This is a genomic window from Paenarthrobacter sp. FR1 (genome assembly GCF_051106045.1).
Classification (GTDB): Bacteria; Actinomycetota; Actinomycetes; order Actinomycetales; family Micrococcaceae; genus Arthrobacter; species Arthrobacter nitroguajacolicus_A.
In genome coordinates, this window is the sequence record NZ_JBPFSF010000010.1 from 54,083 (window position 1) to 76,688 (window position 22,606).

Here is a 22,606-nt window from a genome sequence, read left to right on the forward strand (position 1 = left end):
AATCAAAGTTGAGCGTAGTAGACTCAACTTTGAAAGTATTGGTTCAACTCCAGAAAGGGAGCACTCTTTGGACGTCAAATTCACCACCAAAAGCCAGGAGGCCCTTTCTGCGGCCGCCATGAACGCCTCAACTGCCGGCAACCCGCAGCTTGAGCCAGCCCACCTGCTCAAAGCCCTCATGGACCAGCGCGAAGGCGTGGCCGTGGCACTCCTGCGAGCTACGGGGGCCGATCCGGATGCCGTCAGCGTGCAGGCCAGCTCTGCCATCAAGGCGCTTCCGTCGTCGTCGGGCAGTTCGGTCCAGCAGGCGCAGCTGTCCCGCCAGTCCATGCAGGCCATCCAGGCTGCCCAGAACGAGGCCGACAAACTTGGCGACTCCTTCGTCTCCACCGAGCACCTGCTGCTGGGCCTCTCTGCCGGAAGTGACGCCGTCGGAAAGTTAATGCGCGACGCCGGTGCCTCCCACGAAGCGCTGCTCGCCGCCCTGCCTGGTGTCCGAGGCGACAGGAACGTCAACTCGCCAGACCCGGAAAACACCTTCCAAGCACTGGAGAAGTTTGGCACCGACCTCACCGCGGTGGCCCGCTCGGGCAAGCTGGACCCCGTCATCGGGCGTGACAGCGAGATCCGCCGCGTCGTCCAGGTCCTGAGCCGCCGCACCAAGAACAACCCCGTGCTGATCGGCGAGCCCGGCGTCGGCAAGACGGCCGTCGTCGAAGGCCTCGCCCAGCGCATGGTGGCCGGCGACGTCCCGGAAAGTTTGCGCGGCAAAACGCTGATCGCGCTCGATCTTGCGTCCATGGTGGCCGGCGCCAAGTACCGTGGCGAGTTCGAGGAACGCCTGAAGGCAGTCCTTGAAGAGATCAAGAACTCCAATGGACAGATCGTCACGTTCATCGATGAAATCCACACGGTAGTGGGTGCCGGTGCCACCGGCGACAGTGCCATGGATGCGGGCAACATGCTCAAGCCCATGCTGGCTCGTGGCGAGCTGCGCCTCATCGGTGCCACCACGTTGGACGAGTACCGCGAAAACATTGAGAAGGACCCTGCGTTGGAGCGCCGCTTCCAGCAGGTGTACGTTGGCGAGCCCAGCGTCGAAGACACCATCGGCATTCTCCGAGGCCTCAAGGAACGCTACGAGGCGCACCACAAGGTAGCCATCGCCGACTCTGCCTTGGTGGCGGCGGCAACGCTCTCCAACCGCTACATCTCGGGCCGCCAGCTGCCGGATAAGGCCATCGACCTCGTGGACGAGGCCGCGTCACGGCTCCGGATGGAAATCGATTCCGCCCCTGAAGAGATCGACCAGCTCCGCCGCGCCGTCGACCGCTTGACCATGGAGGAACTTGCCCTCCAGGGCGAGACCGATCCTGCGTCGGTGGAACGGCTGGCTGCGCTCCGCGCGGACAAGGCCGACAAGAACGAAGAACTCAGCGCACTGAACGCGCGCTGGGAAGCTGAGAAAGCAGGCCTCAACCGTGTGGGTGAGCTGAAAGCCAAGATCGATGAACTCCGCTCGGCAGCGGACAAGTCCCAGCGTGAAGGCGACCTTGAGTCGGCGTCGCGGATTCTTTACGGTGAACTGCCCGCCCTGGAGCGGGAGCTGAGCGCCGCTGCTGAGGAAGAGTCCGCCCGGAGCGAGTCGAAGCCTGAACTGATGGTCGCGGAAGACGTGACCGCTGACGACATCGCCGAGGTCATTTCAGCGTGGACGGGCATCCCTGCCGGCCGCATGCTTCAAGGCGAGTCGCAGAAGCTGCTGCATATGGAAGAGGAACTCGGCAAGCGCCTGATCGGCCAGAGCAAGGCCGTGCAGGCTGTCTCCGACGCCGTTCGCCGTGCCCGTGCAGGCATCAGCGATCCCAACCGGCCCACGGGTTCGTTCCTGTTCCTTGGTCCTACCGGCGTGGGCAAGACCGAGCTGGCCAAGGCCCTGGCCGACTTCCTCTTTGACGACGAACGCGCCATGATCCGGATCGACATGTCCGAATACAGCGAGAAGCACGCCGTCGCCCGCCTGGTGGGTGCCCCTCCGGGATACGTCGGCTACGAGGAAGGCGGTCAGTTGACGGAAGCTGTCCGTCGCCGTCCGTACTCGGTGGTGCTGCTCGATGAAGTGGAGAAGGCCCACCCCGAGGTCTTCGACATCCTCCTGCAGGTTCTGGACGACGGTCGTCTCACCGATGGCCAGGGCCGCACCGTGGACTTCCGCAACACCATCCTGGTGCTGACATCCAACTCCGGAAGCCAGTTCCTGGTGGACCCGTCGCTGGATGCCAGGGCCAAGCGCGAGGCTGTGATGGCCGTGGTCCAGGCATCGTTCAAGCCTGAGTTCCTGAATCGCCTGGACGAGATCGTGCTTTTCGATCCGCTGTCCGTCGAGGAACTTGCCCGGATTGTGGAGCTGCATGTCGCCGAGCTGAGCAACCGGCTCCGTGATCGCCGCCTGAGCCTGGAGGTCACCGACGGTGCGCGCGCCTGGTTGGCGATGTCCGGCTTCGATCCCGCCTACGGCGCCCGGCCACTGCGCCGGCTCGTCCAGCGCGAGATCGGTGACCGCCTGGCCAAGGAAATCCTGGCCGGCGAGATCAGCGACGGCGATACTGTGCTGGTGGACACCGCAGCTGACGTGGACGAACTCACCCTTGAGGGGTTGGAAGCGCTCACAGGTCCCGACGGCGGTGCTGCTGCAGGTACAGGTCTCACGGTTCGCAGGAAGTAGCTGAGAGCTACTTTTCGAGGACGTCCTCGGTGATGGTGTTGCCGGAATCCACAACGACGAAGCAATCAACGCGGCGGTCGCCACGGTCCCAACTGGTGGTGCTGGGGTAGACGTTCTGCTGAAGCAGTACGTACTTGTCGGCTGCCGCGTTGAGCTTCACGTTGCGGCACACTTCACGTCCCTTGTCGCGCAACGCATTGGTGCCCGGGAACGATTCGTCCGCTCCGTACAGGTGGATGGCGCCAAGCTGGGCCGAGTGCTCGGTGTCGCAGGCAACGGCCCTTGCCTTGGAAGCATTGGGATCGAAGTCGGCGAAGCAGTCGCCCACCTGGAAGTCCTTGGAATTCGCGTCACGTGGGAGGGGGCCGGGGGTTGCCGTCGCGCTGGGTGTGCTGACAACTGCTTCCGGGCGGGTGCCCAGCAGGTTGAGCAGGACCCAAATGACTACGCCGATGAGGACGAGGACGCCCACCACGATCCCGCCGATCACCAGCCGCTGCCGCTTGACCGGATCTCCCTGCGGCTCTGGTCGCCATTCCTGGCCGGTCTGCTGCCCCGGGTACGGTTGCTGGCCAGGATAAGGTAGCTGGCTCGCGTAGGGTTGCTGACCCGCGAAAGCCGGCTGCGCCGGATCTGCAGTTGTATCTTCCGGCGCCTGATCACCGGTGGGCGGGGCAGCGGGGTCCGGTTGCTCTCCGGGATTCGGGACGAAGTCGGGGTCGATCTCCGGGGCGGGATCAGGTTGGAGGCCCGACGGCGGAGGTGGCGTCTTGGGTGCAGGAGGCACCCCATCCTCGTCTTGATTGCGAGGTGAACCATCACGCGGTGGAGTGTTGTCCTGGCTCATAATCCGGGGTGTGCCTTCCTGCTCTGATGCCGCATTGAGGCAGACTCTACCCAATTTTCGGCCCTCTTGGCGGTGTTCGGTGCCGGTTTTGCTTGCAGTTGGCCCCGGCGCGGCGCTGCGGTGGCGCGCAGGCACCTCCGAAAGCATGTAATCTAGACATACGACAAATTGACCAAACATTCCGGGGCCTCACCGATAGCCAAGGTGACCACCTCCGGTCCAAGTACAAAAGGGGGTCACGCCATGGGGCGCGGCCGTCAAAAGGCAAAAGCTACCAAGCAGGCTCGGGACATTAAGTACTACTCCCCGAACACTGACTATTCGGCACTTGAGCGGGAGCTCACGGGTCCGTCCAGTCGTGTCAAGAGCCACTTCCCCGAAGATCCCCCGGAGCCGGACTATTCGGCCTACGAGGACAAGTACGCGGAAGACGATGACGACGAGGTAGACACCCGCCGTATCGGATAGCTGTCGCAACCAACAGGTGCCGCTGGCACTGAGTTGCGGACCGCCGTCGTACATCAAGGTCATCGCGCATCTTCGGGTGCCGTATATCTTTTGAAAAGGGCCCTCAGGGCACGCCATTTATTGGCGTACCCTGAGGGCCCTTTTTTGCGTAGGCTTGAGGTCGAGTGCATTGAAAGGGAGTGCCATGCCGGCGGTCGAAAGCTACAAGCAGGGGACACCGTGTTGGGTGGACCTGTCCTCCACCGACATTGAGGTCTCCAAGAAGTTCTACAGCGACCTGTTCGATTGGGAGCTGGACGCCATGGACGCCGGCAACGGCATGACCTACTACATGGCCAAGCTCCAGGGCCGCTACGTCGCAGGCATGATGCAGCAGTTGCCGGATGCGCCTGCGGGAATGCCGTCTTACTGGGCCAACTACATCGCCGTGGACTCCGCCGACGAAGCCGCTAAGCGCGTTGAAGCAGCAGGCGGGACCTTGGTTGTTCCTCCGGACGCCGTCCCCAACGGCAGCGGGCGTATGTTCTTCGCCACAGATCCCACCGGGGCCCAGATCGGTTTCTGGGAGGCGGGCAACCACCCCGGATCGGGCTTGGTGAACGAGCCGGGGACCATGATTTGGAATGAACTGCAGACCCACGACGTCCCCAAGGCCGTCGCGTTCTACGAGGCCGTGACAGGCTGCTCCAGCGAGACCGGGCCCGCCGGTGAACTGCAGGAGTACACGAGCCTCCTGGTGGACGGAAAGCGCATAGCGGGAGCACTCAAGCTGCCCATTGAGGGCTTGTCGCCGTTTTGGATGACGTACTTCAGCGCGGTGGAGATCGACGCCACCGTAGAGCAAGCCGTGGAGCTGGGCAGCCACGTCATCGCGCCGGCTTTTGATGTCCCCGGAGTGGGCCGCATGGCTGTCCTGATGGATCCTGCGGGAGCAGCCTTCAGCATCATGACGGGACTCGCAGCGTGACGGCGCGGAAGCACTACGCCAGCGGGGAGCCGTGCTGGGCGGATCTGCAGACAAGGGACGTTCCCGCTGCCAAGGATTTCTACGGAAAGGTGTTCGGCTGGACCTTCAAGGACCTGCCGACGCCGGATGGCCGCAGTTACTCGCAAGCCTTCGTGAAGGATCAGCTGGTGGCAGTGATCGCTCCGCAGAACCCCAGGCAAGAAGCCGCCGGAACCCACGGCCAGTGGAACATCTACATCGCTGCCACTGATACGGAAGAAATCGCGGCGGACGCCGTTCATGCCGGGGGGAAGCTCCAGTTCGGGCCCGAAGCTGTGGCCGACACGGGTGTCCTGGCGTTCATCGAAGCTGCAGGCGGGGGAACCACCGGCATTTGGCAGGCCGGAACCCACGTGGGAAGCCACCTGTTCAACGAGCCCGGTGCGTTGGCGTGGGCCGAGCTGTTGACACCCGAGCCGCAGGCCGCCGTCGCGTTCTTCCAGCAGCTTTTCGGGCATGAGGTCACCGAATATCCCCAGGACGACGGCGGCAGCTACAGCACGCTGATGATCAACGGCGACGAGGTGGCCGGGATTGTTCCTGCCGAGGAGGGCGATGACGCTGCCTGGCAGATCTACTTCGGGGTTTCGGACCTGCGGAAGGCTGCTGAGGCAGCCGTTGCCGCCGGGGGAGAGCTCCTGGTGGAGCCGGAGGACAAGCCCGAGACAGGCTCCCTCGCCACCATCCAGGATCCCAAGGCGGCGTGCTGAGCCTGATCCAGGTCTAGGAAGGGCAACCAACAAGAAAGAGCGGCCGGGCAGTTGAGTTCAACTGCCCGGCCGCTCTCTTGATGAGGCGATAAACCGCCTAGGCGTAGGCGTTCACCAGACGTACGGCGCCGCCGTCGACGCCCTTGGCACCCTGGACGTAATCCGGGCCGGTCTTGTCGATCGAGTCACTGTCAGCCGAAACGGTACCCATGACCCAGGACGGCAGGCCGCGGTCGTTCAGGCGGGCCACTGCGGCGTCGGCTGCTTCGGCGGAAACAATGGCAACCATGCCCACGCCGAGGTTCAGCGTGCGCTCGAGGTCGGCCAGCGGAACGTTGCCGAGCTCGGAGACCAGCTTGAAGATGGCGGGGAGTTCCCACGTGTTGCGGTCAACCGTGGCCACGAGGCCCTGCGGGAGGACACGTGCCAGGTTGGCGGCCAGGCCACCACCGGTGACGTGGCTGAAACCGTGAACGGCGTTGGCCGAGTGCACCGGGAAGGTGCGGGCGAGGTCCAGGCAGTCAGCTGCATAGACGCGCGTCGGCTCCAGGAGCTCTTCGCCCAGCGTGCGGCCGAGTTCGGAAACCTGGCGGTCCAGTGCCCAGCCGGCGTGGTTGATGACGCGGCGGACCAGGGAGTAGCCGTTGGAGTGCAGGCCGGAGGACGCCATGCCGATGACGACATCGCCTTCGCGGACCCGGTCCGGGCCGAGCAGGGCATCGGCCTCGACGATGCCGGTGGCGGCACCTGCGACGTCGTATTCGTGTTCACCCAGCAGGCCCGGGTGCTCAGCGGTTTCGCCGCCCACCAAGGCGGTGCCGGCAACAGAGCAAGCAGCTGCGATACCGCGAACGATGTCCGCGATGCGCTCCGGGACAACCTTGCCGCAGGCGATGTAGTCGGTCATGTAGAGCGGTTCGGCACCCACCACTACGATGTCGTCCACCACCATGCCTACGAGGTCGAAACCGATGGTGTCGTGGATGTCCATGGCCTGCGCAATGGCAACCTTGGTACCCACGCCGTCAGTGGACGTGGCCAGCAGCGGCTTCTTGTAGGTGAGGAGCTTGGAGACGTCGTACAGGCCAGCAAAACCGCCGACGCCGCCAATCACCGAAGAGTTGTGGGTCGCCTTGATGGCGCCTTTCATGAGTTCGACTGCGCGGTCTCCCGCTTCGACGTCGACACCCGCGGAGGCGTAGGTGATACCGGAGTTGTTCTCAGCGGCAGGGGTTGCGGAGGTCATACAGACTCTTTCTTGTCGGCGTCGGTCAAACGATCAGCGTCGGTCAGCAGGTTCTCGAATTCGGCGTCGGGTCCCGGATCGCAGCCCGTGGCGCCGGGCTTCTCGGCCGGATCCTCGGAGTCGTCCACGGAGGTGTCCTCATTCGCGGCGGGCAGTCCACCCAGGTCGGTGCGCTCCAGCAGGTTCTTGCCGAGCTTGTCCGCGTGCGGAAGCTCGATCGGGTACTTGCCGGTGAAGCACGCCGTGCAGAGGCGTTCGCGCGGCTGTTGGGTGGCGCCGATCATGCCGTCTTCCGAGATGTAGGCCAGCGAGTCAGCGCCGATGGCCTGCGAGATCTCTTCGATGGTGGCGCCGTTGGCGATGAGCTCGGCGCGGGACGCGAAGTCGATGCCGTAGAAGCATGGCCACTGGACCGGAGGAGAGGAGATCTTGACGTGCACCGCCGCTGCGCCGGCCTCGCGGAGCATCCGGACGATGGCGCGCTGCGTGTTGCCGCGGACGATCGAGTCGTCCACCACAACGATGCGCTTGCCACGGATCACGGATTCCAGAGCGTTGAGCTTGAGCCGGATACCCAGTTGGCGCAGGGTCTGCGAGGGCTGGATGAAGGTGCGGCCCACGTAGGCGTTCTTGACGAAGCCGTGCGCGAAAGGAATCCCCGACTGTTCGGCGTAGCCAACAGCGGCAGGGGTGCCGGACTCGGGAACCGGGATGACGAGGTCAGCCTCGTGCGTGTTTTCGCGGGCCAACTGGCGGCCCATCTCAACACGGGCCTCGTACACCGAACGGCCGGCAATGGCAGCATCCGGGCGGGCGAGGTAGACGTACTCGAAGACACAGCCGGCAGGGGTTGCCTCGGCGAAGCGCTGCGAACGAACGCCGTCTTCGTCGATGGCGATGAATTCGCCGGGCTCGATCTCGCGAATGAAGCTTGCGCCAACGGTGGCCAGACCGGCCTGCTCGGAGGCTACCACCCAGCCGCGTTCCAGGCGACCCAGACACAACGGGCGGATGCCGTAGGTATCGCGGGCTGCGTAGAGGGTTCCTTCATCCATGAAGACGAAGCAGAAGCCACCCTTGATCTTGGGCAGCAGCTCCAGCGCGGTCTGCTCCAGGGTCTTGCCCTCTTCGCCCTCAAGGAGGGCGGTCACCAGTGCGGTGTCCGAGGTGTTGCCCTGCTTCATTTCACCGGTCAGCTGGCCGTCGTTGCGCTCGAGGATCATTTCCCGGAGTTCAGCGGTGTTGGTCAGGTTGCCGTTGTGGGCCAGGGCAACCGTGCCGGTTGCCGTAGCACCCAGGGTTGGCTGTGCGTTGGCCCAGTGGCTTGCACCGGTGGTGGAGTACCGGCAGTGGCCTACGGCCAGGTGTCCGGTCAGGGTGTTCAGGGTCGTCTCATCGAAGACCTGGGACACAAGGCCCATGTCCTTATAGACATTGATGCGCTTGCCGTCACTGGTAGCAATACCAGCCGATTCTTGTCCGCGGTGCTGCAGCGCATACAGCCCGTAATAGGTGAGTTTTGCTACTTCTTCACCGGGAGCCCAAACCCCGAAGACGCCACAAGCGTCCTGGGGGCCTTTTTCGCCGGGGAGAAGATCATGAGAAAGTTTTCCGTCGCCACGTGCCACTGGTCGATTGTCTCATGTTGTGGCCGTGGTAAGTTCCCTCGCAGCCTATGTGACCCCGTGAACTGGCGTGTTCCCGCGAAAATGCGGTGTGTCTCACATCGGCTCCCCTCCGAAGAGGCGCGTTGGGCGCCCGACTTAGCGGACGTCGTCGTGCTCTGGTCCTTCGTCCGGAACCGAATCCGGGACGGCTTCCACAACGGCGCGCTCGGAGCGTTTGACGCTGACGCGGTCCAGGATGAGGGCGAGGATCGAGAAGAGGATGACGCCGCCGCCCGCGCAGACGATCAGGAAGAACCCGAACACGGTGCCGGCGTCGAAGGCGGGGTCGGCCTGGCGGCCATAGGCGATGATGGCGGCCACGATTGCACCAACCACGGCCCCCAAAATCATGAAGGGAACGAACTTGGGTGCCCGGCGAACCGTGATCTCGCGACGGGCGGAATTGGGGGTGGTGTCCTCTGAAGCCATGCCTTCAAGCGTACCGTTCCCCACCCAAGTGACAGATAATGCCAATGTTCGGCAGGAACATTGGCATTATCTGGCAACTCGGCGGCGGGGTCGGTTAGCTGCCGCGGTACGTCGAGAAAGCGAACGGGCTCAGCAGGAGCGGCACGTGGTAGTGCTCGCCGGCGTCGGAAACCGTGAAGTTCAGGTCCACCTCCGGGAAGAACGTCTCCGTGCCGAGGCCCTCGTAGTAGGCGCCCGTGGCGAAGTTCAAACGGTATGCGCCGCCGGGGATCCGCTCCGGGCCAAGGGTCTTGATCCGGCCGTCGGCGTCGGTTTCGCCCTTCGCCACCAGGGTCCAGTCGTCACCTTCGCGGACGTAGAGTACGACGGCGACACCCGCCGCCGGGCGGCCGGAACCGGTGTCCAGGATGTGGGTAGTTACCTGTGAAACGGTCATGCGTTGACTCCTTCGCTGATCAGTCCGGAGATGCGCAGCAGTGCGATCTCGCGGAGCTGGCCGGCCACAATTGTGTCTTCTTCTTCGGGGGTGTGGGTGAGGCGTTCCTGGAGGGCGCTGAGCATTTCCTGTGCGCTGCGACCTGCCGCGCGGATCAGGAAGACCCTGCCGAACTTGTCCTCATAGGCCCGGTTTCCCTCGGCCAGCGCCGCTGTTGTCTGGTTGTCGCCCGGGTCAACGCCGGCCTGCTCCGAGCGCGACATCGCGGCTTCGGTGGTCTGGGCCTTGGGACGCTCGCCAATCCTGGGATGGTGGGCCATGGCTGACTCCACCTCATCGGCGGTGAAGGGCTCGGCGGCACGCTGGGCTTGCCCCAGCAGTTCGTCGACGCTGGCGTAGGGGCGCGCGTCCACGATGGCCTCGACCCAGCGGCTGATATCCAGGCAAGGGGTCAGGGTCCTGATGGCCTCGTCCCGGTCAACACTGTTGAATACTGCAAGCTCCATGCTTGTGTCATCCTCGTGCAAAATGCTGGCATCCATGGTGTGGGCTATGCGGAACTCTTGCTGGTGCAAGAGGAAGTCTTTACTTCAAGCTTCCGCATCATGGAACTGTTATTTCAGCATACGTAATTTAGTTAAGCTGACGGATCCGCTTGATGTCAAGAGACTACCGCCCCCTGGCGTCTTGTCCGCACGGTCAGGTAGAGGCGGTGGGCGGTGATGACGAGGGCCAGCCACGCGATGCCGATAGCCCAGGCTGCCAGCACATCCGTGAGCCAATGATGGCCGAGGTATACCCGGCTCAAGCCCATGGTGAGCGCGAAGGCTGCCGCCACCACCACCGTGATCACCCGTGCCCGCATGGTCTTGAGCCGCAGGATGATCAGGTATGCCACGATGCCTGCGATCACGATCGAGTTCAGGGAGTGTCCGCTGGGGAACGAAGCGGAATGCTCGTAGGGCGGGATCGCATCGGCCATGTCAGGGCGGGTCCGTCCGAAGATCGGCTTGCCCAGGATGGTGATCACCAGGGAACCCAGTCCGGCGGCGAGCATCAGGATGACGGGTGTCCATGAACGGCGCCGCGTGGCCAGGAAGATCATGATGCCCACGGCGATGATGGGCATGCCCACTGTGCCGCCGATGTTTGTGTACGCCGTGACGGCAACATCCAAGGCGGGGGAACGGACCGTCTTGGCTGCTGCGAGGACGGGATCGTCCAGGCCGGCGACACCGTCGGCTTCGGTCACCGACTCGTAGACCTCGCCAAACACCAAGGCCAGGCAGAGGGCAACGCCGAGTCCCGCGACGAGTGTGATGACCAGTGCAGCGTAGGGGCCGAGTAATCCGGTGACCCACTCGGCGCTCCGGGCCATGGTCCGGCCGGCAGGGGATTTCCAGCGCGTCAGGTCCTGCCCGGCGACGAACCGATCCTGGCTGACCTCGCCCCGTACGCCGGTTTCCACCGACTCTTTTCCTTCAGTCGTCACTCTCGTCCCCTTACCGTGGCGGCCTCAGTATGGTGAGTAACCTTAGCAGTTTGGGCTTGGGGCTTCCTGGTGCTGCGTCCGGTCACGGTTCGGGGTGGTGGCTCACCCTGATGAGCAGCGTCTCCTGCGGTCCAAGCTCGTTGCCGTCTTGGTCAAGGGGGCGCAGTTGTGGGACCGGGTCACCCGTGGCGGGTTCGACCAGGATGGAGTGCCGTTCGTCGGTGCCGAACGCGTTGCGCTCTCCCCATTGCCGGAGGCTGAGGATCAGTGTGAACAGGTCAAGCCCGGCACGTGTGAGTTGGTACTCGCTGCGGGTGCCGCGGTCATTGGGCGTCCGGGTCAGCACGCCCCTGTCCACCAGAAGCCGGAGGCGGTCCGAGAGGATGTTCTTCGCCACCCCCAGGGACTTCTCAAACTCCGAAAAGCGACGTTTGCCGTCCAGTGAATCCCGAATAATCAGCAGAATCCATTTGTCCCCCACCAGATCAGCGGCCCTCGCGACGGGGCACTCGGGATCCGTCCAGTCCATGTCGGTTGGTTGCAACATGAAACCATTCTGCCATAGGCTCAAATGGTTGCATATTGAAACTAAACTAGGAGGCGCCCTGTGACCGGCGGTATTCAGACGACATCCAAGCAGGGACTGAGCCGCCGCCTCCTGCTGTTGCTCGCGGTCGTGGCTGGCTTCATGGTGTCCAACCTTTACTACGGGCAACCCCTGCTGGAACGCATCGGGGCGGATGTGGGAATCCCTGTGGCGGGCGTGGGATGCGTGGTGGCGTCGGCCCAGGCCGGGTATCTCCTCGGGCTGGTCTTCCTGGTGCCGCTGGGAGACCTGGTGGACCGGCGCGCACTCATCGCCCTTCAGGTGGGAGCCACTGCAGCAGGAGCATGCGTCGTGGCGTTCGCATCCTCGCAGGCAGCACTGCTCATCGGCTTCATGCTCCTGGGGCTGGCATCGTCTGTCGTGCAGACCATCGTGGCGTTCACCGCCGCCTCAAGCACCCCAGCGCAAAGGGGCGGAAGTATCGGCACCGTCACTGCCGGCGTCGTGAGTGGCATTATCCTGGCGCGGACAGTGGCAGGAGGCATGACGGACCTGTGGGGCTGGCGGTCGGTCTATGTCCTCGCGGCTGTGGCCGGGGCGGTCCTGGCCATCGCAGCTTTCGGCGCGCTCCCGCCGGACCCCCGTGTCCGAGGCGAGGTTGGCTACCGGCGTGCTGTTGGGTCCGTGGTGCTCCTGACGCGCAGCAACCCTGTGTTCCGGACCCGGGCGCTCATCACCATGCTCCTTTTCGCGTCCTTTGGAGTGCTGTGGAGTGGTATGTCCCTGCTGTTGGGCAGCCCTGCGTGGAATCTCCCGCCAAGCCTTGTTGGGCTCTTCGGGCTGGCCGGGCTCGTGGGAATACTGGCGGCTTCCAGGGCAGGTGCCGCGGCGGACCGGGGATGGGGGCAACGCGTCACAGGAGTGAGCCTCTTTGCTCTCCTTGGCTCGTGGGTGGCGTTGTCACTGGGAAGTTGGTCGCTGCTGTGGTTCATCGCCGGCATCATCGTGCTGGACGCCGCCGTCCAGGCCGTCCATGTCAGCAGCCAGACCATGATCGTGTCCGGCGCCGAGGAATCCGCCAGCAGCATCATTGGCAGTTACATGGTGTTCTACTCCGTGGGCAGCGCAGTGGGGGCCGCGACCGTCGCCCCCGTCTACGACGGGTGGGGCTGGACTGGAGCCGGCGTGCTCGGGGCCTTTTTCGCGTTGGGCGCGCTGGCAATCTGGGGTGTGGACCGGCTCCGGCGCCCCGAAAGGCCCGCAGGGGCGGGTTTGGTTCGCTCCGCCCAGCACGCTGGGGCAGAATGACCTCAACCAGCTGAAGGAGTTCGCACATGCCAGACATTCTGACGTCCAGGTTCCTGTTCGGTCCCGGCCCGAGCAATTGCTACCCCGAAGCCATGGCGGCTCTGGCCTATCCCGTGCTCGGGCATCTCGATCCTGTGTTCATCGAACGGCTCGACCATGCGTGCGAAGGCCTCCGGGCCGTCTGGGGGACAGCCAACGCGCGGACGCTCCCGTTGAGTGCCACGGGTTCCGGTGGGATGGAAGCGGCGTTTGTGAACACCGTGTCCGACGGCGACGTGGCAGTCATCGCCGTCAACGGACTTTTCGGGGCACGCATGTGTGAGGTGGCCCGGCGCTGCGGAGCCACCGTGGTGCGGGTGGATCACGAATGGGGTCAGCCCGTGGATGCTGACCGAGTACTCTCGGCGCATCCCAACCCGAAAGTCATCGCCGCTGTCCACGCCGAGACGTCCGTGGGCGTGCTCTCCGACATCGCCGCGCTCGGCGCCGGCAAAGGGGATGCCTTGCTCATCACCGACGCTGTCACGTCCATCGGCGGACTGGAGCTGTTGGCAGACGACTGGGGTATCGACGTCGGATATGCCGGAACGCAGAAGTGCCTGGGCGTCCCGCCCGGACTGTCGCCGTTCACGGTGTCCGACCGTGCCTTCGAGCGCCGCGTCAAGGATCCGCGCTCCTGGTACCTCGACATTGGCCTGCTCGGCGGTTATGTTGGCGCGGCGAGCGGGGCCCGGACGTACCACCACACTGCGCCGGTCACCATGATCGCAGGCCTCGAGGCAGCATTGGACCGGATCCTCGCTGAGGGCCTGGGCGTTGTGCAGGCACGGCACCGCGCTGCGGGCGCCGCTTTGCAGGACGGGCTGCAGGAAATGGGGCTCGAGCTGTTTGCCGCCGAGGGCTCCCGACTGCCGAGCCTCACCACGGTCAAAGTGCCCGACGGCGTCAACTCGGCCGCCGTCCGCGCCTACCTTCTGGAGAACTTCAGTATGGAGATCGGCTCGGGCGTTGGGGAGTTCGCGGACACGGTGTGGCGGATCGGCATGATGGGCCCGAACGCCAACAGTGCCTCAGTGACCCTGGTGCTCGGCGCGCTGAAAGAGGCCATCGCGAACGCCTGATTGAAAGGAGCTCGGGATGTTCGGGAATTTGCACTATTCCGTAGTCAGCGGAAACAGGTTATTATCTGAACATGCATGTAGCGAAGACGTTGGACGCGCCACCAACTGAGGCTGATCTGCCCGCGATCGCTGAGGCGCTTCTTCGTGAACGGATCCCCACCGACTGGTCATTGGAGGTAGAAGTCCTGTCCGCAGACAGGCGTTGGGACTCCTGTTTTCTTCTCCGCGCCCCGGACGGTACGCAGACAAAAATCTTTGTCCATGCCAAGCGATTGCTGGACGTGCGGGATATAGCCCCCCTTGAGGAGCATCTCGAACGATTTTTGGAGTTCGGCGATTCAATTGGAATGGTAGTTGCGCGGTATTTACCACCATCGGTTCGCGACCGCCTGGCTCAGTTCGGTCTCTCCTACGCTGACGCGACGGGCAACATACTTGTGCGCACGGAGTCACCTGCCCTGTTCGTATCGGATCGTGGCGATGATTCGGATCCGTGGAGGGGGCGAGGTCGACCTAGGGGAACGTTGAAGGGGGAGCCCGCCGCAAAAGTAGTCCGCTCGCTCCTAGATAGAGCTGGGCACTGGAAGATTCGGGAACTTGTTTCCGAATCCGGAGCATCAACTGGTTCCGTATATCGAGTGATCGAGTTTCTTGAAGGTGAAGAACTCATCAAAAGAACCGAGAATGGTCTTTTGAATATCCCAGACTGGCCTTCGTTGCTCCGGAGATGGAGCCTTGACTACCAATTTCAGAAATCCAACATGACCACGCGCTGGATCGCACCACGTGGGCTCGAGGACCTGCTGAACCGAATGCGTACGAGCTCCGTCCAAGACTACGCAGTGACCGGCTCCATAGCTGCTGCCCACTGGGCAGCCTATGCCCCATCCCGGTCGGCCATGATCTACACGGCTGACCCCATAACGGCAGCAGGCGAGTGGGGTCTCCGCCCAGCAGAATCAGGCGTGAATGTCCTACTCGCAAAACCGGCATACGGAGTTGCTTTCAAGGGAGTCATCACCCGCCAAGACGGTCTACAGCTGGCGGCACCGGCACAGGTTGCCGTTGACCTTATGACAGGGCCAGGGCGGGCTCCCTCCGAAGCCGAAGAATTAATTGATTGGATGGTGCGGAATGAACAGCTCTGGAGATAACGGCGAAGATTTGCTGATCCGCGCTCGTTCGGTGCTGCTTGATGCGCTTGAAGCACTGCATGAGCACAAAGATGCAGTCATAGTTATCGGGGCTCAGGCCGTCTATCTGAGGACGGGCGGCATCGATGTGGCTTTGGCTGAAGCCACGAAGGACAGCGATGTGGCTGTAGATCCCCGACTATTGGGGGACGATCCGCTTCTCGAAGACGCCATGAGGGTCGCAGGTTTCGTACCTTCGGCGACCGGCCAGCCGGGTGCCTGGATCAGCTTGGACGGCATTCCGGTTGATCTGATGGTTCCCGAGAGCTTTGCTGGGGCAGGCACTCGCGGTGCAAGGATACCTCCGCATGACAGACGCGCAACCCGCCGGGCCCGTGGGCTCGAAGCCACGCTGGTTGACCATAGCGTTCTTGAAGTCCCTGCGCTTGCTCCCGACGATAGCCGTGTCACGAAGGTCAAGGTGGCGGGCCCGGCCGCTCTGCTTGTTGCAAAGCTTCACAAGCTTGCGGAACGGATCGGGACGCCGCACCGTCTGCTGGACAAGGATGCGCACGACGCGTATCGCATCCTTCGTGCCATAGACACTGATGATCTGGCAGCTGGGTTTGATCGCCTCTTGGCAGACAACGTCAGTGAGGAAGCGACCAAAGAAGCCATCGAGCACCTTACGTTGGTTTTTGCTTCCGGTCCGGAAGCAATAGGGTCCCTGATGGCGGGCCGCGCCGAAGAAGGCCTCGGCGATCCAGAACTTGTGTCCATGTCAGCGTCAATTCTGGCCGCCGACTTGCTGGAAGCTGTGGGCCCACAAGGGTAGTCAGTCTTCCGGGAAGTCTTTGCCAGCGCCGACGCTCAAGCGGTGAGTCGACCGCCGTCGTACGTTAAAGTCGCGCTGGCCGCTCTGTTGCCGTCGGCGGGTTGGATCGAGGTGACCGTCAACAGGCCAGCGCCCGGCAGGGTGACCGACTGGCCTTCGCGGAAGGCCTGTTTCCGCTGTTGTTCGGCGGTCCGGATCCAGAACTGGATAGCGGGAGCACCGTCGGCGATGCCGATCTTGACCACGCCAACCTTGACGCCGTCGAAGGTGGGCTGCATGCCTTGCTTGACTGTCACGAGCTTTTCCACGGCCATCCTTACTTCACGTCCACGGAGTACACGGAATCGAAGTTTTCCTTGTACTCATCCTCGGTCAATTCCAGCGTGCCGGATTTGTGGTCGTCGTCGCCTTCCATGTAACCGCCGGAGGGTCCCCACGGGTTGGCGAGGACGATGACTTTCTCGCCGTCGTCGTTGGTTTTCACATCAACCACAACGTACGCGTGGTTGGGAACCACATCGGTTCGGTTGACTTCGTCGGACTCCCAGACCCAGTCGAAATCGTCGTCCTTGACGTCCTCGGTGCCCACGGAAATGGCCTGCCCGTCCGAGAGCTTGTCCTCGATCTCGTCCAGGTCCAGCTCGCCATCCTTATCGGCGGACTGGCCGGTCATCAGCTCCATGGCCTCGTTGCTGAAGCCGCCGTCGATGTCGTCATAGGAGCCGCCTCGGTGCTCAGCGGCCGCGCGCTCGTAGATGGAAAGCCAGTTCGGTTCGCCGTCGGCACCGCGGACGCCGCCCTCGGTGGACTTGGCCTCCACAGTGACTTCCACGGGTTCGCCGTCCTCGTAGAGGGTGACCACCCAGTGCGTCGGAGGATCACCCACGGGACGCATGTGCTCCTCGAGGAATTCATCGAGCTTGCCTTCGCGCTCCAGGACCTGGGCCACCGAACCAATACCCGCCAACAACCAGCAGTCGCCAATCTGACCTTGGTTGATGTCGCTGGGGTCGCCGGCGTTGGGATCGTCGCGAACGTCGCCGGGAACATCGACGTCGGGCGTGTCCGGGTCCAGCGGACCGGGGTCGCCGGGAGGGTTCGAGTCGCCCTTGCCTGAGCCGCCCGAACCGGAGTCACCGGAACTGCTGGTGTCTTGCTGGTCCGCATTGCGCTCGAGCTCACGTGCTTGATTCTGCAGTTCGGCAGAGATCTTTTTCAGCATTGGCCGGTGCTCGGAGTTCCAGGAAGCCCGAAATGTCGCGGCGTCGCGGCCATCCCAGCGGGCGTTGGTGATGAGGTTGCCCAGCTCAAGGGACAACGAGGTCATTCTTTCTGAATGCCTGGACATCGTCTTGGCGAGAGCCCGCAACTGTTCAATGTCAGCACCATAAAATCCCGGCATTACTTGTCCCCTTGAGATAGCTCGTCCGAATCGCACGTCTCGGAGGCCACCGGAACGGTGACGTCCAGGTAGGCTGGGCTCTTTGACTGGATGGTGACGGTGGCGCCGACGCTGTCCGTACTGCGGGCCACTACCCAGCCGCCCGGGACTGGGTCAGTGCCGTCAAATGCTGGGAATCCGTGCTTCTTGAGGACGGGATCGGCGGCAGTAAAGACCTCTTCGAAGTTCCTTGAACGCTCCACGATGTCCGCGCTGCTTTTCATGCTCTGCGGGGAAAACACGCACCTGCCGTCTTGAGTGCGGCTCATGCGTGCCGGATCATCCACGGACCAGGTGATGTCCGGCATCTGCTGCTCCAATGCGGCAACGAGGTCAGCGCGCAGGGAGTCATATTTTGCTTTGCTTTCCGCGAGGGGAGCCGGACTGGCGGTGACGGGAGGCGGGCTGCTGGGTTCCCGGGTGGGTCCATCGGGCGTGCTGCCGCAGCCCGCAGCGACGGCCCCCACCAACAGGGCAGCAGCCAGCGCCCAAGGCTTTCGGTGCATGCGGCGGTTCATGTGGTCCCCAGTTTCAGTTAGTGCTCGACGGCGGTCCTCACCGAATGTTGTCACGCTGGGTTGCGCTTGACGATGGGGAGAACACCCCTCGGGAGGGGGTGGGATGTGAGAGAGGGACGGGCGGGGAGGGGGTGGGATGTGAGAGAGGGACGGGCGGGGAGGGGGTGGGATGTGAGAGAGGGTCAGGTGTTGCGGGTCAGGATCCAGGTGTTCGTGCCGTCCTGGCGTTCGAAGGTCACAGTGGTCACCAAGGCCTCGATCAGCGCCAACCCACGCCCGGACTCGGCGTCTTCGTCCGGCATGGAAGCCTGCATGTCGTTGGCGAACGGTTCGCGGGCGTTGAACGCGCTGACCCTCGCCACTAGCCGGGTGGGACGGACGCTGATGTCGACGTCGATCTCCACGGGCTTGTCCGCCACCGGAAGGGCGTGCTGCACAATGTTGGCCGCTGCCTCGATCACTGCGGTGGCGAACGTCATCCGATCCATGTCCGGCACGAAGGAGGCATCGTCCCACAGGCCGTCCAGCTCATTGTGGATGGCCCCGATTGCGTCGTCGTTGGACGGGCCATGGAAACCGCGCCGGGCTACAACCTCAGTCATCTCCGAACGCCTCCTCGGCCGAGGGGTAGGCAGTGAGTACCCGATCCATGTTGGTCAGTTCCAGGACCATCTTGACCTGCGGCTGGACACCGGCGATCCGGAGGTCACCGCCGGCCTGGCGTGCTGCTTTGAGGCAACCGATGAGGGCTCCAAGGCCGGAGGAGTCCATGAAGTCCGTCTCGGCCAAGTTGACCACCACGCGGCTTGAACCGCTGGCTACCACCTCATTCACTACCTCGCGCAGTTTGGGCGCGGCCACCATGTTCAGCCGGCCTACGCTCTTCACCTCCGCGTAGGAGTCCTTGACCTCGTAGCTAAACTGCATCTGCATTCCTTTCCTCCGGGCGTTCCGGCCCACCATGCTCGGGCCCATTTTCAGGCACAAAACCCTTGTACAAAACTGCCTTGACCAGCACGCTCAGGACCACAAGGTCGAACGCCACCCAGGCCACGTTCACCAGCGTGCCCAGAGGCTCGGACATTCCGGCGAGCAGCCGAATAATCCCTACAACCAGAGCCACTGCAAGCAACACGGCCACGATGATCTGCGGCCGGATGAGGCTCCAACTCGGCCCGCCGCTCTGCCGGGCCTTGGGGGTGACCGCAAACCCGAGGGGACGGCCGAACCACACGTTGCGTGCCGCCGTCGTGCAGGCCTTGATCCACGTGGGGAACAACGCGAGGCTGTACTGCTGCCCGCGCCAGGTGGGGATCCCATGCCCGGCCACCACGAACAGCAGTTGGTTCACCACCATGAACGGGATGAAGCGGATGAAGAAGTCGTAGCTCAAGCTGCTGACCGGAAGGATGCCCAGCGTCAGGTAGATGATCGGCGCGGCGAAGTACACCACGGCCGCGAAGCCGCTGAGGTAGCTCCACATGGTGGAGAAGTACATGAGCCGTTGGCCCCACGTCAGCCGGCGCTGGACCAGCGGATTTTCGCGAAGGAGTACCTGCATGGTGCCCTGGGCCCAGCGAAGGCGTTGGGTCAGCATGGTCTTGAGGTCCTCCGGTGCCAAGCCGTTGGCCAGGATTTCGTGGTGGTACACGCTCTTCCAGCCGAGGGAGTGGATGCGCATTGCCGTTGCCATGTCCTCGGTGACGGAAATGGTGGCCAGCGGCATGATGGGCTGGGCTTCGTCGGTGCGTTCCACGGAGATGGCGTCCAGGACGGCGTGCACGGATTCGAGCGCACCCAGCGGCGACCAGTCGCGTCCGGACATACGGTCGACGGCGTCAGTCGCCACAGTTGTGACGCCTCCCTCGCCGACGTGGGCAAGTTCCATCGCGGCGATCTCTTCGAGGTCGGCCTGCAGCGCGGAGAAGTCGGCGGCCACCAGGGTGCGTACGGCGTCGTCCACTTTGCGGCGTACGCGGTACGTGATCTCGCTGAGGGAGGCCCCGGCCTCGAGTTCGGTTTGGGCGGTTTCCGTGGCGGCCTCAACCTGGTTGAGCATCTGCTCCACCAGCGGGTTTTTGGCTTCGTCCGAGCGCCGTGCCTTCTTGATGGCGGAGCGGGATGCGGCAAGGGCCCGGCGGACGCTCTTTTCCGTGGCTTTGACATAGCCCACCAAGCCCAGTTGCATGAGGGCTTCCCTGCGGAGGATCGCGTTGGATCCGCAGAAGAACGCAGCGTTCCAGCCGTCCTTGCCCTGCTGGATGGGTCCGTAGAACAAGGGTGCCTGGCTGCCCAGGGGGTCGTCGGCAGGGACGTTGATGAAGTACTGCGGAGTCTGGACCAGGGCTACGCGGTCGTCGTTGAAGTAGCCCAGCGTCTTGTCCAGGATGTCCGGTTCGGGGATCTGGTCGGCGTCGAGAATCAACAGGTATTCGCCTGAGGTGACCATGAGCGCGTTGTTCAGGTTGCCGGCTTTGGCGTGCCGCGGCATGTCGGGCGTCCAGTCGGCGCCTCGCGTCACGTAGCCAATGCCATTCGACTCGGCCAGTTCGCGCATCTCGGGGCGGTCGCCGTCGTCCAGGATCCAGGTGCTGTGGGGCCAGCGGATGTCCTTGGCGGCCAAGGCGGTGGTCATCACCAGGTCCAGTGGTTCGTTGTAGGTGGTGATGAAGACATCCACGGTGGCGGTGTCAGGCGCCGGGGGTGGTGGTTTGCGGATCTTCAGGTTCCACACCGTCAGCCCGAACAGCATCACGTCAATGAGGCTGTACGTCTCGGCAATCACCAACGGAACGGCGATCCACCACGCCTCCCAGTTCAGTGACGCCAGCCAGCGCCAGGCAACGTAATTGACGCCCAGAATGACCGTGAGGACAACGAACAGCCGCGTCCAGAAACGTGTCACAATCCCCCCTTTGTGGCCTTAGTGCGTTGCGTCAGGTTTACGGCGAACGACGACGGCGGTTACGTCGTCTTCCGCTGTAGCCGCCGGTGCCAACTCCAGCAGGGCGGCGCAGACGTCCTCCGAGGTGTCTCCGCTGCGGGCTGCCTTCTCCACGTTCACCATGAAGTCCTCCAGGGAGTCGTGGGCGTCCAGCACGCCGTCGCTGACAATCACCAGCGAGTCTCCCGGCTCCAGGTCCAGTTCCGAGGCCGGCCAGTGCTGTCCGTCCAGGATGCCGACGGGCGGGCCTGCCGATACGAGCCTCTGTGCCGCCCCCTCAGCCGGAATGTGCAGTGCGAGTCCATGACCGGCGTCGATATAGCTGAGCTTTCCGGACGCGCTGTCCAGCCGGGCGTGGAACATCGTTGCGAAGGAGCCGGACTGGTCGAGGTCGGAGGCGATGGTGGTGCTTGCAGAGCTGAAGGCGTCAAAGATGGCGGGGGTGTCGGCAACGGACCGCATCACGGCGCGGACGGTGGCGGCGATCAACGCGGCCCCCATCCCTTTGCCCATCGCGTCAGCGAAGGTGAGGTGCATGCCGTCGCGTGTTTGGTACCAGTCGTAGAAGTCCCCACCCACGCTGCGCGTCGGACGGAAGGCGCCAGCGACGTCGTATCCCTCCAGCCGAACTGTTTCGCGGGGGAGGAGGCTGTGCTGCACCACTGCCGCGCGCTCCAGTTCGTCGCTTTGGCGCGGATCCTCGGCGGGAGCTGCGGGCGTCCGCGCCCGGCGGAACAGGGCGCGGATGCGTGCCTGGAGTTCCTTGGGGCTGAAGGGCTTGTTGATGTAGTCGTCGGCACCGGTGTCCAGACCGTTGAGGCGGTCGATCTCATCGGCACGGGCGGTGAGCATCAGGATGTAGGCGTCCGAGAATTCGCGGAGGCGGCGGCACACTTCCATGCCGTCGATGTCCGGGAGGTTCACGTCCAGCGTTACGAGTTCGGCATTGGTTGTGCGGACAGCTTCGACGCCGGAGAGGCCGTCGGGCGCCTCGGTCACCACGAAGTCGAGCTGCTCGAGGACCAGGACGAGGAGGCCGCGGATGTCGGCGTCATCTTCGACGACTACAGCGTGGCGTACAGGTGTTGGGGAGACCATGGCTCCATTAACTAATGCGGCCGGGCTTTTGTCACGTTTAGTCAAGACAAATGTAACGCCCGCTCACGTTAAGTGAGCGGGCGTTACAGGATTTGTTCAGTTATGTGAGAGGGGGATTCCCTCAGACGCGTGGGATGTGAGAGAGGGTTAGACGCCCAGCTCTTCCTTGAGCGCCTGGACGTGGCCCTGCGCGCTGACCTGGTACTGGGTGAGCTTCACGGTGCCTTCGCCGTCGAGGACAACGGTGGAGCGGACCAGGCCTTCGACGATTTCGCCGTCCACCAGCTTCTCGCCCCAGGCTCCGTAGGCCAGTGCAACCTTGTGGTCTTCGTCGGAGAGCAGCGGGAAGGTCAGGGCGAATTCACCCGTGAACTTGGACAGTGCTTCCGGAGCGTCCGGGGAGATCCCGATAACGTCGTAGCCGTTGCCCTGCAGGCTGGCGAGGTTGTCGCGGAAGTCGCAGGCCTCGGTGGTGCAGCCGGGGGTGGCTGCCTTCGGGTAGAAGTACACAATGACGTTGCGTCCGCGGTAGTCGGACAGCGAGACCTTGGTGCCGTCGGCGTCGAGCAGCGCAAAGTCAGGTGCTTGCGTTCCGACGAGGAGTTTCTGGGTCATGGCGATCCTTTACGTTTCAC

23 protein-coding genes and 1 pseudogene are annotated in these 22,606 nt (G+C 63.6%); 8 read left to right on the forward strand and 16 right to left on the reverse strand.

What is annotated here, in order from left to right; genetic code table 11:
• The first annotated feature begins 67 nt into the window (after nucleotides 1–67).
• Entirely contained in the window at nucleotides 68–2,725 is a 2,658-nt protein-coding gene (gene clpB / locus ACR30Z_RS17905; RefSeq protein WP_434373952.1) for an ATP-dependent chaperone ClpB, read from the forward strand.
• A gap of 7 nt (nucleotides 2,726–2,732) precedes the next feature.
• On the opposite strand, the gene ACR30Z_RS17910 is transcribed toward clpB, so the two are convergent.
• Nucleotides 2,733–3,512: a septum formation family protein gene (locus ACR30Z_RS17910; RefSeq protein ID WP_434373953.1), complete on the reverse strand. Its 780-nt coding sequence runs from the start codon at nucleotides 3,510–3,512 to the stop codon at nucleotides 2,733–2,735.
• 303 nt (nucleotides 3,513–3,815) lie between these two features.
• On the opposite strand from ACR30Z_RS17910, the gene ACR30Z_RS17915 reads away from it, so the two are divergent.
• From ACR30Z_RS17915 to ACR30Z_RS17925, 3 genes and pseudogenes are all read left to right on the forward strand, one after another.
• Nucleotides 3,816–4,040: a DUF3073 domain-containing protein gene (locus ACR30Z_RS17915; RefSeq protein WP_024818182.1), complete on the forward strand. Its 225-nt coding sequence runs from the start codon at nucleotides 3,816–3,818 to the stop codon at nucleotides 4,038–4,040.
• Between the two features lie 184 nt (nucleotides 4,041–4,224).
• Nucleotides 4,225–5,007 carry a VOC family protein gene (locus ACR30Z_RS17920; RefSeq protein WP_434373954.1) on the forward strand — a complete coding sequence of 261 codons (783 nt, stop codon included), beginning with the start codon at nucleotides 4,225–4,227 and terminating at the stop codon, nucleotides 5,005–5,007.
• Nucleotides 5,004–5,773 (forward strand): annotated as a pseudogene (locus tag ACR30Z_RS17925) (VOC family protein). Before ACR30Z_RS17920 ends, ACR30Z_RS17925 begins: the two are co-directional and overlap by 4 nt.
• Nucleotides 5,774–5,853: 80 nt before the next feature.
• On the opposite strand, the gene purM reads toward ACR30Z_RS17925, so the two are convergent.
• The 7 genes from purM to ACR30Z_RS17960 all read right to left on the reverse strand — a co-directional run bounded on the left by purM (nucleotide 5,854) and on the right by ACR30Z_RS17960 (nucleotide 11,573).
• Complete coding sequence (gene purM, locus ACR30Z_RS17930) at nucleotides 5,854–7,002, reverse strand: phosphoribosylformylglycinamidine cyclo-ligase (protein WP_144649336.1); 1,149 nt, start codon at nucleotides 7,000–7,002, stop codon at nucleotides 5,854–5,856.
• Nucleotides 6,999–8,630 (reverse strand): amidophosphoribosyltransferase, encoded by a 1,632-nt coding sequence (gene purF, locus ACR30Z_RS17935; protein ID WP_434373957.1) that lies wholly within the window; start codon nucleotides 8,628–8,630, stop codon nucleotides 6,999–7,001. The genes purM and purF overlap by 4 nt, the downstream gene beginning before the upstream one ends.
• Before the next feature lie 135 nt (nucleotides 8,631–8,765).
• A complete protein-coding gene (locus ACR30Z_RS17940; RefSeq protein ID WP_144649338.1) occupies nucleotides 8,766–9,098 on the reverse strand; it encodes a hypothetical protein in 333 nt (110 codons plus the stop codon).
• Nucleotides 9,099–9,192: 94 nt separating this feature from the next.
• The gene (uraH, locus tag ACR30Z_RS17945) at nucleotides 9,193–9,534 is read right to left on the reverse strand and encodes a hydroxyisourate hydrolase (RefSeq protein ID WP_144649339.1); all 342 of its coding nucleotides are present in this window, start codon (nucleotides 9,532–9,534) and stop codon (nucleotides 9,193–9,195) included.
• Nucleotides 9,531–10,040 (reverse strand): 2-oxo-4-hydroxy-4-carboxy-5-ureidoimidazoline decarboxylase, encoded by a 510-nt coding sequence (gene uraD / locus ACR30Z_RS17950; RefSeq protein ID WP_434373958.1) that lies wholly within the window; start codon nucleotides 10,038–10,040, stop codon nucleotides 9,531–9,533. Before uraD ends, uraH begins: the two co-directional genes overlap by 4 nt.
• Nucleotides 10,041–10,195: 155 nt before the next feature.
• Nucleotides 10,196–11,026, reverse strand: a complete 831-nt coding sequence (locus tag ACR30Z_RS17955) for a phosphatase PAP2 family protein (protein ID WP_434373960.1) — start codon at nucleotides 11,024–11,026, stop codon at nucleotides 10,196–10,198.
• An 82-nt stretch (nucleotides 11,027–11,108) separates the two neighbouring features.
• A complete protein-coding gene (locus ACR30Z_RS17960) occupies nucleotides 11,109–11,573 on the reverse strand; it encodes a winged helix-turn-helix transcriptional regulator (protein WP_434373962.1) in 465 nt (154 codons plus the stop codon).
• A 60-nt stretch (nucleotides 11,574–11,633) separates the two neighbouring features.
• On the opposite strand from ACR30Z_RS17960, the gene ACR30Z_RS17965 reads away from it, so the two are divergent.
• From ACR30Z_RS17965 to ACR30Z_RS17980, 4 genes are all read left to right on the forward strand, one after another.
• Nucleotides 11,634–12,881 (forward strand): MFS transporter, encoded by a 1,248-nt coding sequence (locus ACR30Z_RS17965; RefSeq protein WP_434373964.1) that lies wholly within the window; start codon nucleotides 11,634–11,636, stop codon nucleotides 12,879–12,881.
• Nucleotides 12,882–12,907: 26 nt separating this feature from the next.
• The gene (locus ACR30Z_RS17970; RefSeq protein ID WP_434373965.1) at nucleotides 12,908–14,002 is read left to right on the forward strand and encodes a pyridoxal-phosphate-dependent aminotransferase family protein; all 1,095 of its coding nucleotides are present in this window, start codon (nucleotides 12,908–12,910) and stop codon (nucleotides 14,000–14,002) included.
• A gap of 71 nt (nucleotides 14,003–14,073) precedes the next feature.
• On the forward strand, nucleotides 14,074–15,156 hold the full coding sequence (locus ACR30Z_RS17975; protein WP_434373966.1) for a hypothetical protein: 1,083 nt from the start codon (nucleotides 14,074–14,076) through the stop codon (nucleotides 15,154–15,156).
• Nucleotides 15,137–15,970, forward strand: coding sequence for a hypothetical protein (locus ACR30Z_RS17980; protein ID WP_434373968.1), 834 nt, complete (start codon nucleotides 15,137–15,139; stop codon nucleotides 15,968–15,970). Before ACR30Z_RS17975 ends, ACR30Z_RS17980 begins: the two co-directional genes overlap by 20 nt.
• A gap of 35 nt (nucleotides 15,971–16,005) precedes the next feature.
• Here the strand turns inward: ACR30Z_RS17980 and ACR30Z_RS17985 are convergent, their stop codons facing one another.
• The 8 genes from ACR30Z_RS17985 to bcp all read right to left on the reverse strand — a co-directional run bounded on the left by ACR30Z_RS17985 (nucleotide 16,006) and on the right by bcp (nucleotide 22,586).
• A complete protein-coding gene (locus ACR30Z_RS17985; RefSeq protein WP_144649347.1) occupies nucleotides 16,006–16,278 on the reverse strand; it encodes a hypothetical protein in 273 nt (90 codons plus the stop codon).
• Nucleotides 16,279–16,286: 8 nt separating this feature from the next.
• Nucleotides 16,287–17,297, reverse strand: coding sequence for a C2 family cysteine protease (locus tag ACR30Z_RS17990; protein WP_434373970.1), 1,011 nt, complete (start codon nucleotides 17,295–17,297; stop codon nucleotides 16,287–16,289).
• A 74-nt stretch (nucleotides 17,298–17,371) separates the two neighbouring features.
• Nucleotides 17,372–17,917, reverse strand: a complete 546-nt coding sequence (locus tag ACR30Z_RS17995; RefSeq protein ID WP_434373972.1) for a hypothetical protein — start codon at nucleotides 17,915–17,917, stop codon at nucleotides 17,372–17,374.
• Between the two features lie 194 nt (nucleotides 17,918–18,111).
• Complete coding sequence (locus ACR30Z_RS18000) at nucleotides 18,112–18,531, reverse strand: ATP-binding protein (RefSeq protein ID WP_434373974.1); 420 nt, start codon at nucleotides 18,529–18,531, stop codon at nucleotides 18,112–18,114.
• Entirely contained in the window at nucleotides 18,524–18,856 is a 333-nt protein-coding gene (locus ACR30Z_RS18005; protein WP_089596282.1) for an STAS domain-containing protein, read from the reverse strand. The genes ACR30Z_RS18000 and ACR30Z_RS18005 overlap by 8 nt, the downstream gene beginning before the upstream one ends.
• Complete coding sequence (locus tag ACR30Z_RS18010; protein ID WP_144649351.1) at nucleotides 18,846–20,834, reverse strand: glycosyltransferase family 2 protein; 1,989 nt, start codon at nucleotides 20,832–20,834, stop codon at nucleotides 18,846–18,848. The genes ACR30Z_RS18005 and ACR30Z_RS18010 overlap by 11 nt, the downstream gene beginning before the upstream one ends.
• Before the next feature lie 18 nt (nucleotides 20,835–20,852).
• A complete protein-coding gene (locus ACR30Z_RS18015; protein WP_434373977.1) occupies nucleotides 20,853–21,971 on the reverse strand; it encodes a PP2C family protein-serine/threonine phosphatase in 1,119 nt (372 codons plus the stop codon).
• Nucleotides 21,972–22,118: 147 nt separating this feature from the next.
• Nucleotides 22,119–22,586: a thioredoxin-dependent thiol peroxidase gene (gene bcp, locus ACR30Z_RS18020; RefSeq protein ID WP_144649353.1), complete on the reverse strand. Its 468-nt coding sequence runs from the start codon at nucleotides 22,584–22,586 to the stop codon at nucleotides 22,119–22,121.
• Between the last annotated feature and the right edge of the window lie 20 nt (nucleotides 22,587–22,606).